Below are 8,976 nucleotides of genomic sequence, written 5' to 3' on the forward strand. Positions count from 1 at the left end.
CCAGTTTTTGCTTTAAAATATAAAATTTCTCGTTAATTTTATATTTAAATCAATTCTATCTTGAATATAGAAATTTTTTAAGATATTACTAGAACCAATTTCAATAAAATTATAGTCTAAGAAGTTACTAGCCATATAGTGCATATTACTTTGCCAATCTACTTGATTTACTATATGAACTTTTAAATTTTCCTTTATTTCATCTTTTTTAGATAATACTTTGTTTAAATTTATAGGGATAAAATCAATTTCACTATCATTAAATTCTAATAAGTCAATTGTTTTTGATAATTCATTTTGTGTCTCATTTAAAATAGAGTTATGACAAGCAATATTTGTTTTTAATAGTGTTGATTTGATTTGATTTTTAATACATAGTTCTTTTACTTTTATAAGATTCTTCATTAGACCAGAGACTACTATTTGTTCAGATGAGTTTAAATTACTTATAGAGACATTATTGTTTAATATAGAATCAATTAAGTCACTATTTTTTGAAATAGCAATTGCTAACATACCTTGTTCTATATTATATGTGCTATTTTGCATTAATTCACCTCTTTTTAAAATAAGTTTGCACCCATCTTCTAAACTTAGCTTTTTTGCATAAATTAAAGCACAAACTTCACCTAAACTATGTCCTAAAACATAGTTTGGTGTACCAATTAGATCTTCAATAGTTTTTGCTATTGCATAATTTACTGCAAATATAGAGATTTGTAGTTTTTTATTATCTAATGGTGTTTTTATTGAACTTTTGCCCCAACTTATATCAGAAATATCAATTTTTGTTAAATCAGATATTTCTTCAATATATCCTTTGAATGTACTGTTTTTTAAATAACTCTTACCAAAACCAGGTTCAAAAGTTCCTTGACCTTCAAACATAAAAATATTCTTACTCATCAATATCCTTTTGTTCTAATTTCAAATGTAAATCAGTTTGTTCAAATATATATTTATTATTTATTTTTGAATTTTTTAGATAATCTAAATACTCTTTGATTTTTTCAAAAAGTGTATCTTTATCTATATCTTCTTTGAAATCGCTATATATATTTGAAATAATATGAGATATATTTAAGTACATAATTTTTGATTTATGTGAATTTATATCTATTATCTCATCTTTATGTAGATGTTTAAAGCCCATTTTTTCATATATAGATGCAACTTTAATATAAGCATCACTGTAAATTATAGAAACTTTGTTTTCTATAATATAAAAAACTGTTCCTCTAAATAATATATCTAAAATCTCTCCATTTCTATATTTAGGCACAATTGATAGTTTTCCATATTCTGCAACTTTAAAAAGTTGGTCTAACTTTGGTAAAGTCTGATTTTTTGGTAAGGTTATATACTCTAATGGTAATTTATTATTTATATCTTTTAAGGAAATTTTCAATGTAGCAATAGGAGTAGAATCTTCTAAATATAGGATGAAAAGCTTAGAATATTCATCTAACTCTTTTATTAGAATTTCATCAAAATAATCATCTTTTGAAGAATTTTTTAATAAAGGCACATATTGTTCATATGATATTCTTAGTAAGTTATTGAAAGTTGCTAACTCTTCATTTGAAGATACTTCTTTTAGTAGATATTTACAATCTTTGAACTCTTTTGAAAAAATCTCATTATCTGAAAAAAGGTTTTGTATTTTTTCTTTACTTTGCTGTTTGAATAAAATTTCTTTTTTTTCAAACTTTGAATTAAAATATCTTCTAATTTTATTTAGATAAATAGATGTTAAAACAATTATAACTATAGGAAGAATTATATAGAGTATATTTGGCTTCAGTAAAAAAGATAAAGCTATTGCTAAAGCATAAGAAAATATAGAAAATATATTTGTATACAAAATTGGTTTTTTTTCTTCATTTGTATATTGCTTAGCTATATAAGTTAATGTTCTATTTGTAAATATAAAATAAATTGTTAGAAAAATAAAATTTATATAAATAACAATTCCTGTATATGGAATAACATCTTTTATATTAAATATATAATAAAAAATAGACATAAGCAAAAATACACTAAACATCATAAAATTTATAATGTCAAACTTTTTATATACTACACAATACCACATTATTAGAGAATATAAATATAAATCTATAAACAGTGCTAGTTCAATATCAATAAAAAATAAAATACCAACTGTTGATATTAACAATATATATTTTATTACTTGAATAATAGATTCACTTTGCATTTGTAATCCTTTCAATAGTTGTCATAACATCTTCATCTATTTTTTTCTCTTTGTTTGGATAGATTTCTAAGAAGCTTTTATCTTTAAATTTATTTTCAAATAATTTCATATCAGATTGTTTATATTCATTATTTACAAATGACTCTGGTAAATTTGAATGAATAACTAAACGATATAATCTATTGTAATAAGAGTTTTGATTTAGCTGAAAGTTTCTTTCTATTAGGTCTATGCATTTATTTACAAATCTAACTTTATTAATAATAGATCTTTCATCTCTTGCTTCTATAAGAAAATAGTAAGATTCTAAAGCATTAAAATCATAATCTTTATTATCTATCTCTTTACCTCTATTTATATAATCAATAAGTTGATTTTGTAGAAATAAGAAAGTTATATTATTTGCAGCTTCTTTATATAGGTTTATATTAGTTTTTTCATAAAAATGTTTAATAAAACTTTCTGCATTTAAATCATAATATCTTAATAAATAAAGAGCAATTATTGGATAGTTAGATTTAGATAGAGTTTCTTCAAGATTATTAAAAATATAAGTTATCTCTTCTTTGTTTTCTGAGAGTAGAAGATTAAAGTTTTTATTATCTTGAGTAGTTGGAATAAAAAAATTATTTTTTAAAAGAGATAAAAATGTATCTATTTCATCTTTAGAAATATTTTTTGAACAATCTTTATTTTTTGAACATTCATTTAACTTATCTAAAAATATATAAGTATTATCTTGTTTAGTTAATTCTATTTTGTCACTTAATATATAGAATAATGAACTTATTAAGAAAAATCCGAAAATAAATATTATAGATTTAGTTTTCATACATTTTCTCCTGTATCGTATGTTGTTAGTATTCCTTTTGCAACCATACCTTGTTTTGTAGTTGCAAATACTTCTATTTTTTTAAGATTATCTTGATCCTCGCTTAGTTGTTTTACATTGTAAACAATAGTTTCACCAGCTTCAACAATCTTTATAAACTTTATATCTACCTTTACAAGATAGAAAATTCTAGGTGACATAGATATAGAACTTGAATCTATGCTATTCATATTTTTAAGTTGATCAACGGTTACTCCAGCTGAAAGTAAACTTCTTATACTTCCTAATGCTATAAATGTTTGTGCTAGACCTTCAGATATTAGAACTCCTGGAAATATCTTTTTTGTAGGAAAATGTCCTCTAAAAAAATCCTCTTCACCTGTTAGAGTTTTTTGAGCTTTTATAAATTTAAAATCATCTGTAATCTCTAATACTTTATCTACAAATACGAAAGGATCAGCTTGAGGTAAAAGTTTATATACTGTTTGTGCATCTAAGTTTAAAGAAATTTTTGCCATTATATTAACCCTCCATCTACAACTATATTCGATGAGGTTATGTAAGATGACTCATTTGATGCCAAAAAGTTTGCAACATTTGCAACTTCTTCAGGTAGCCCCTGTCTTTGAAGCGGAATATTTTTTATATACTCTTCTAAAATTTTAGTAGATATTTTCTTTGTCATATCAGTTTGAATAAATCCTGGAGTGATAGTATTTACTCTAATATTAAATTTTGCCAACTCTTTTGCTACTGATCTTGAGAAAGCTATTAAAGCAGCCTTACTAGCACTATAATTTGCTTGACCAATTTGTCCAATGTATGCACTTATTGATGAGATTAGGATAATTGAACCAGATTTCTTTTGCATCATAATTTTACTTACTAATTTTGTAAGATGAAATACACTATTTAAATTCACATCAATAACACTATTCCAATCAGCTTTACTCATCATTGAAAAATAGTTATCTTTTGTAATTCCTGCATTATTTACAAAAACATCTATTTTACCTTTATCATTTGATATTTTTTGAATAAGTTTTGTTGCATTTTCATCATCATTTGCTGTTAATAAAAAAGCTTCAACTTTATCTTCTCCTAAGTTACTAACAATTTCTTGAGCTGCTTTTTGTGAACGATTATATGTAAAATATACAAAATAATCTTCTTTTACAAATCTTTCAACTATAGCTTTTCCAATACCTTTACTCCCACCAACTACTAAAGCCACTTTTTTCATATAATCCTCCTAAAAATCATATTGTAATTTTATGTTTATACTATTTTTATAAACATTACTTTTGTCAAACATCTCATTATTTCTCGCATAAGTATTAATTAATTCAAGAGAGAAAGTCATTGGATTAAACTGATATTCTAGAGTTAATCCAGTTTTTAAAATTTTTTTATAAAAATTATAATCATTGAAAAATGTAAAATCTAATTTTGGCAATAAAGACTCTTTAAAAATTGAGTAAGCAATAGAGAAATTTTTGTTATTACTTAGCTCATAATCTTCTTTGTTTGAATCTTCATCTATCTTTACATTAATATGATTATAGTAAGTTTCAAAATTTAAAATAAAATCTTTTGGTAAGTTTTTACTTATTCCTACGAGGCTTCTAGCATTAAGAAAATTACTATATTGTTTTAGCAATAAATCATAATATAATATTATGTCTGTACTATTAATTTGCATATTTCCGTAAGATGCCAAAATAAAATGTTTACTAAACTTTTGATTATAATCGTATCCATCACTATAAAATAAAAGATTATTTATTTCAAAGTTATTTAATATACTATTGTTTACATATCCAAACATATTGTTTTTTTGAACATATAAATCATCATTGTTTGAGTCTATCTTTGGTATAAAAAAGTATTTACTACTTCCAAAACTATGATATTGTGTATAAGATATATTCCAAATACCATAGTCATCATAAGTTGAATAGTTAAATATATTATCTAAAGGTCTATAAACCAAAGAGTTTCCTAGCATAAATATATTTTTTGATAAAGAAAAGTTACTATTTTCTATAGAAAAAGTGTTTATATAAAAATCTTTTTTATGATTATTATCTTGATATGTTATTTTACTTTCAACTTTTGTATCAGTTAATATATCAGCTTTTATATTTAACTTATAATCAATTTTATATTTATCTCTATCTAAATCTTTTAGATATATTGAATCTTGAACATCATAATATTTCTTTTCAAAAGATAAGCTATTATCTACTTTTATATTTGAAATATATTTATTCTCGGCATGCAATATAGTTGAAATAAATAGTAAAAATAATATTTTATTCATTATTTAAAAACCAATTATAAACTTTGTCAAGATTAGAAGTCTGAAAATACTTCTCATCTACACTATTTAATTTCTCTTTTGGAAGTAATTTTACAAATGTAAATTTATTTTTATTTATATTATTTACAATTTTATAAACTTCATTTCCATCTTCATCTATTGAATATTCAACACTATTTAGATGAAAATTATTCCTTGAATAGTTATTAACTTTCAATATTTTTTCTGATTTATTGTCATATTCAATAACTTTTTTAGAAAAATAAAGCCCATCTTTTACACCATTAAAAGTGAAAATTACAGTATTGTTTGTCTTTTCAATTTGATTTAATTCATAATCATTTTTTAAAGAATATTTTAAAATATCTTCAACAGACACATCACCATATAGTGATGAAGAACTAGCAATTCTAATTGCTTTTGATACTTTTGGAGAGTATAGCCATTTGTTTTTACCAATTGATAGTACAACTTTCTCTTCCATGCTTTTTGGTTTTTGAAAAATAATTAGAGATTTTTGTTGATCTTTATATATATAAGTTAAAGTACTTTTTTTATCTTCCTTATTATTTTCAAAAGGGATTATCTCTAAAGAGTTTTTGTAGCTATAATCTACATCATTAATCTCATATAACTTTTCCAAATATTGTTTTTCCAAACTAGACAAATCAACATTTGCATTTAAATTTAGACACAATATTAATAAAACTAATAAATTTCTAAACATATTTTAATCCTTTTATAATAGATGTATTTTTCATTTTGATAATAGGAAATAGATTTGATATAAAAGTTGTTATTAGAACAAAAAGTGCTATTTTGAATGTCACAATTAAATCTATTAATATTACAAATCTAGTTTTGTCTGCTTGTCCTGGGAAAGGTGGTAGATAAAAATCTGAATTATTAATATATTGTTCTAAATACAATACAATTAACAATGAGATAATGAATGATATGATGCTTAAAATAAAGCCTTCAATAAAAAGCATTGAACAAATTGTTTTATCTTTTATACCTATTGCCTTAAGTGTTGAAAATTCTCGCATTCTTTCCATAATAGACATAAATATACTATTTGAAACCGAAAAAATAATAACAACTGCTAATATAGCTGTTAAAATTATGAAAAAGGCATTAAACATATTAATTGCATCTGTAAAATAAATAGCTATTTTTTTCCAATTATAAGCTTCTAAATCTAACTTATTGGCCAAGAAATAATTATTTAATTTTTCTAATGTTTCATCAATATATGTTTCATCCTCTAATAAAACTAAAATTCTATGGGTAGAATCTGTATATAAGAGATTTTCATTAATAAAACTATCATTTGCAATTAGGTATTTATTATTTAAAAATTTATCTTTAAAATATACTAAGCCACGAATTTTAACACTAACAGCTTCTGTGCTACCATCAATTGAACTTGTAAGAATTATAAGTTCATCTCCAACTTTTGCATCAAATTTTTCAGCTAAACCTTCTGCTAATACTACTCCTGATTGATCCTCTTCGTTTAGATATTTTCCACTTGTAACTTTTGGAGTTTGCTTTCTGATTAATCTTTCATTCTCTTCGGCTTGAGTTCTTCCAACAAATATTACTGATGAATTATCATTGCCAATAAAACCACCAAAATAACTTCTAGTAGTAATAACTTTTACATCAGATGATTCTTTTAATAAAGAAGATATATTTTCTATAGTTTCTTTACTAATCATCTTTTTTTTGTCATTTTCATCACTATTTAGATAATCTTTTTTTACTATTTGAATATGAGCATATTCACTATGAATTAGTTCATCTCCCCAAAGAGTATTAATTGCATTTATATATCCTGCAAAGATAAATAAAGCAATTGAACCAATAATAATTCCTGAGGAAACTAATAATGAACGCCTAAGATTTCGTTTTAAATTTTTAAATGAAATTAAAAGAAGTTGTTTTATAAAAATAATTTTATTCATAGTTTAAACTCCCATCAACAAGCATAATTTTATTACTTATTCTTTCAATTATTTTATTATCGTGAGTTGATACTATTATAGTTGTATTTAACTCTTCTGATAATTTTTTCATATAATCTAAAATATTTAGAGCATTTTTTGAGTCTAAATTAGCAGTTGGTTCATCTGCAACAATTAAGTCAGGATTTTTTATAAAAGCTCTAGCAATTGCAACTCTTTGTTTTTGTCCGCCTGAAATCATTGTTGGATAAGAATCTTTTATTTTATCAATATCTAGGATTTTTAGAATAAAATTTAATTTTTCTTTATGTTTATTAAAATCTTTATGTCCCCATAAAGATAGAAGAATATTCTCTTCTACATTTAATGTTTCTATTAAATTAAAATCTTGAAAAATAAATCCTATATTGTTTAACCTTATTTCGCTTAATTGGTCTTTGTTATAGTTCTTAACATTTAAACCTTTAAATAATAAGCTTCCATCATCTATGTTATCTATTAAACCAAGAAGGTTTAATAGAGTAGATTTTCCAGAGCCACTAGGTCCAAAAAGTACTAAAAATTCTCCATAGGATACTTTTAAATTAATATCTCTTAATGCAATGAAATTGTCATACTTTTTAAACACATTATTTAATTCTAATAAGTTATTCATGGTTTTTCATTATGTAATCTACAATAGTATTTACTGAATAAAGTATTTTTTGTACATTATCTCCTAGCATAATATTGTATTCTTTTTCGATACTTAATACTAATTCTAAAGCATCTACAGAATCTAAACCTAGACCTAAAGGACCAAATAATGGTACATCAGTCTCAATATTCTCAATCTTCATATTTAATCCTAAAGACTCAATTAATAACTCCTTTACTTTTTTTGTTATTTCATTTCTTTTTTCAATATAGTTCATATCCATTTTTAATCCTTTAGTTTTAATTTTATTTCTTCTGGTATTTTTAATACCAACTGTTTATTTTTAACTAATGCAATAGTTATTATTGCACTAACAAATAAGATATTGTTTTTATTTATAATATTTTGTTTCAAGATTATTTGAGAAGATAATTTATCATTATCAATACTACAAGTTACAAAATACTCATCAAAAGAATCAACCATTTTGTGATACCTTACATTGCTCTGTATTAGAACAAAAGAATAACCATCTTTAAATAATTTTTTTAAATCAATATCTTTCTGGTGAAAAAATTTATATCTTGAAAACTCAAACCAAGAAAAATAGTTCATATGGTGCATAATTCCATACATATCAAATTCATTGAATTTTGGAAATACTTGAGTTTTAAATATTTTATTTTTCATATAAATTTACTTTTCAAGCACAGTAATGGCTATATGCCCACCAATAGCAATATTAAATATAAATACGAGATTTATATCTTTTTTTAAACTTTGATTTGTTATTTTTATTCCTAAATCTGTTTTTGCATAAGGCATTGCTGGAACTAAATTTTCATTTAATGCTGTAATTGCACTAAAAATTCCAAGACCCGAAGATTATAATACCCCAAGAAAATTGAACAAATATTTTTAAATTTATATTCTCTTAGAGTAAAATTAGAAGATATAATCAAAGGGTAAAATATGAGTAGAAAAATGACACAATAT

General features: G+C 23.2%; 12 protein-coding genes. All 12 read right to left on the reverse strand.

Annotated elements, in window-relative coordinates; translation table 11 throughout:
* Positions 1-12 precede the first annotated feature (12 nt).
* The 12 genes from IQC44_RS10305 to IQC44_RS11705 are packed head-to-tail and all read right to left on the reverse strand — an operon-like array spanning position 13 to position 8,805.
* Positions 13-906 carry an ACP S-malonyltransferase gene (locus IQC44_RS10305; RefSeq protein ID WP_198306283.1) on the reverse strand — a complete coding sequence of 298 codons (894 nt, stop codon included), beginning with the start codon at positions 904-906 and terminating at the stop codon, positions 13-15.
* Positions 899-2,218, reverse strand: a complete 1,320-nt coding sequence (locus IQC44_RS10310) for a hypothetical protein (RefSeq protein WP_198306284.1) — start codon at positions 2,216-2,218, stop codon at positions 899-901. The genes IQC44_RS10305 and IQC44_RS10310 overlap by 8 nt, the downstream gene beginning before the upstream one ends.
* Positions 2,208-3,050, reverse strand: a complete 843-nt coding sequence (locus IQC44_RS10315; RefSeq protein ID WP_198306285.1) for a hypothetical protein — start codon at positions 3,048-3,050, stop codon at positions 2,208-2,210. Before IQC44_RS10315 ends, IQC44_RS10310 begins: the two co-directional genes overlap by 11 nt.
* Complete coding sequence (locus IQC44_RS10320) at positions 3,047-3,568, reverse strand: hotdog family protein (RefSeq protein WP_198306286.1); 522 nt, start codon at positions 3,566-3,568, stop codon at positions 3,047-3,049. Before IQC44_RS10320 ends, IQC44_RS10315 begins: the two co-directional genes overlap by 4 nt.
* Positions 3,568-4,293, reverse strand: a complete 726-nt coding sequence (locus IQC44_RS10325) for a 3-oxoacyl-ACP reductase family protein (RefSeq protein WP_198306287.1) — start codon at positions 4,291-4,293, stop codon at positions 3,568-3,570. The genes IQC44_RS10320 and IQC44_RS10325 overlap by 1 nt, the downstream gene beginning before the upstream one ends.
* Positions 4,294-4,302: 9 nt before the next feature.
* On the reverse strand, positions 4,303-5,373 hold the full coding sequence (locus IQC44_RS10330) for a hypothetical protein (RefSeq protein ID WP_198306288.1): 1,071 nt from the start codon (positions 5,371-5,373) through the stop codon (positions 4,303-4,305).
* Positions 5,366-6,100, reverse strand: a complete 735-nt coding sequence (locus IQC44_RS10335; protein ID WP_198306289.1) for an outer membrane lipoprotein-sorting protein — start codon at positions 6,098-6,100, stop codon at positions 5,366-5,368. The genes IQC44_RS10330 and IQC44_RS10335 overlap by 8 nt, the downstream gene beginning before the upstream one ends.
* On the reverse strand, positions 6,093-7,343 hold the full coding sequence (locus tag IQC44_RS10340) for an ABC transporter permease (RefSeq protein ID WP_198306290.1): 1,251 nt from the start codon (positions 7,341-7,343) through the stop codon (positions 6,093-6,095). Before IQC44_RS10340 ends, IQC44_RS10335 begins: the two co-directional genes overlap by 8 nt.
* The gene (locus tag IQC44_RS10345) at positions 7,336-7,998 is read right to left on the reverse strand and encodes an ABC transporter ATP-binding protein (protein WP_198306291.1); all 663 of its coding nucleotides are present in this window, start codon (positions 7,996-7,998) and stop codon (positions 7,336-7,338) included. Before IQC44_RS10345 ends, IQC44_RS10340 begins: the two co-directional genes overlap by 8 nt.
* A complete protein-coding gene (locus IQC44_RS10350) occupies positions 7,991-8,263 on the reverse strand; it encodes a phosphopantetheine-binding protein (RefSeq protein WP_228286327.1) in 273 nt (90 codons plus the stop codon). The genes IQC44_RS10345 and IQC44_RS10350 overlap by 8 nt, the downstream gene beginning before the upstream one ends.
* Positions 8,264-8,265: 2 nt before the next feature.
* A complete protein-coding gene (locus IQC44_RS10355) occupies positions 8,266-8,670 on the reverse strand; it encodes an acyl-CoA thioesterase (RefSeq protein WP_198306292.1) in 405 nt (134 codons plus the stop codon).
* A gap of 6 nt (positions 8,671-8,676) precedes the next feature.
* Positions 8,677-8,805 carry a hypothetical protein gene (locus tag IQC44_RS11705; RefSeq protein WP_257120208.1) on the reverse strand — a complete coding sequence of 43 codons (129 nt, stop codon included), beginning with the start codon at positions 8,803-8,805 and terminating at the stop codon, positions 8,677-8,679.
* Positions 8,806-8,976 lie beyond the last annotated feature (171 nt).

This window comes from Arcobacter vandammei, from assembly GCF_016106035.1.
Lineage (GTDB): Bacteria > Campylobacterota > Campylobacteria > Campylobacterales > Arcobacteraceae > Aliarcobacter > Aliarcobacter vandammei.